The organism is Oleiphilus sp. HI0086, assembly GCF_001635225.1.
Window position 1 is genome coordinate 1 of sequence record NZ_LWFZ01000045.1, and the last position, 862, is coordinate 862.

The 862-nt window shown below is 41.8% G+C and carries 3 protein-coding genes; 2 read left to right on the forward strand and 1 reads right to left on the reverse strand.

Features of this window, described 5'->3' with window-relative positions:
• Window positions 1–241 (forward strand): hypothetical protein (locus A3756_RS26955; protein ID WP_197481076.1); only part of this gene is annotated, 241 nt, incomplete at its 5' end.
• A gap of 22 nt (window positions 242–263) precedes the next feature.
• Entirely contained in the window at window positions 264–689 is a 426-nt protein-coding gene (locus A3756_RS00785; protein ID WP_068552655.1) for a DUF86 domain-containing protein, read from the forward strand.
• A gap of 38 nt (window positions 690–727) precedes the next feature.
• Here the strand turns inward: A3756_RS00785 and A3756_RS29115 are convergent, their stop codons facing one another.
• A complete protein-coding gene (locus A3756_RS29115) occupies window positions 728–853 on the reverse strand; it encodes an MBL fold metallo-hydrolase RNA specificity domain-containing protein (RefSeq protein ID WP_368664554.1) in 126 nt (41 codons plus the stop codon).
• Window positions 854–862 lie beyond the last annotated feature (9 nt).

Here is an 862-nt window from a genome sequence, read left to right on the forward strand (position 1 = left end):
TAAGGAATGTAATCAAGCAGACAAATTCATTCAAGACCTTGAGTATCAATGGTCAAATAATCTAGACCAGAATATATCAATCGTTGATATTAACTCAGTGCCCGTGCCATTGGCTTACAACATTATTGATCTCGGCACTCCGCTCTACATTGGCAATGACTTGCGCCTTCATAGCGAAGAACAGCGAATATGGTCATTATGGAGTGAATATGCCCATGAACACCAGCAACATTATCCTTAAACGGCGTTCCAGAGAATTTACTATGTCGACATACCAAGCCTATGTATTTGCCATCAAAGAACAAGTCGCTCAGCACTTGGCTGGTTTGGATGAGTTGGCCTGCACCATTCAGAAACGCCCCTTAACATTTAACGAACGTAGCGCTGTAGAAAGGAATCTACAGGTTCCTATCGAGGCTGCTATTGGCTGCTCAAAGCACTATCTCAAGAAGATATCTAAACCTGTTCCTTCGGAAGCCCGAGCTAGCATTGAAAGAATCTACGAACAACTCGCCATTACCACTCCTGAAATAAATGAAATGCGCGGCGCAATAGGCATGCGAAACGCCATCATTCATGACGACCTTAACCTTGATTGGAAAAAGTTAGAAGCCGTACTTGCAAAGCAAAAATACTATAATGTGAAAGATTATATCAGCCTGCTCTGTTCTGCACTTCTTAGCGAATAGCTTGTTTTTTAATACCTTTTCTATGGCTACGTTACTCTTTAAGGAATACTTAAACCTACCTCTTCCCCCAATAATTCCCGTAGCGCCTGCTTTAAAGCCATTTTCGCATCATCGTCACCATGAACAATTCTTATTTCTGAAGGCTTAGCTTTCATACCTTGCACAAAGTTCAG

Excerpts from the sequence above, each read along its gene's own strand:
- A3756_RS00785 (WP_068552655.1), top strand. The coding sequence starts at position 264 with ATGTCGACATACCAAGCCTATGTATTTGCCATCAAAGAACAAGTCGCT.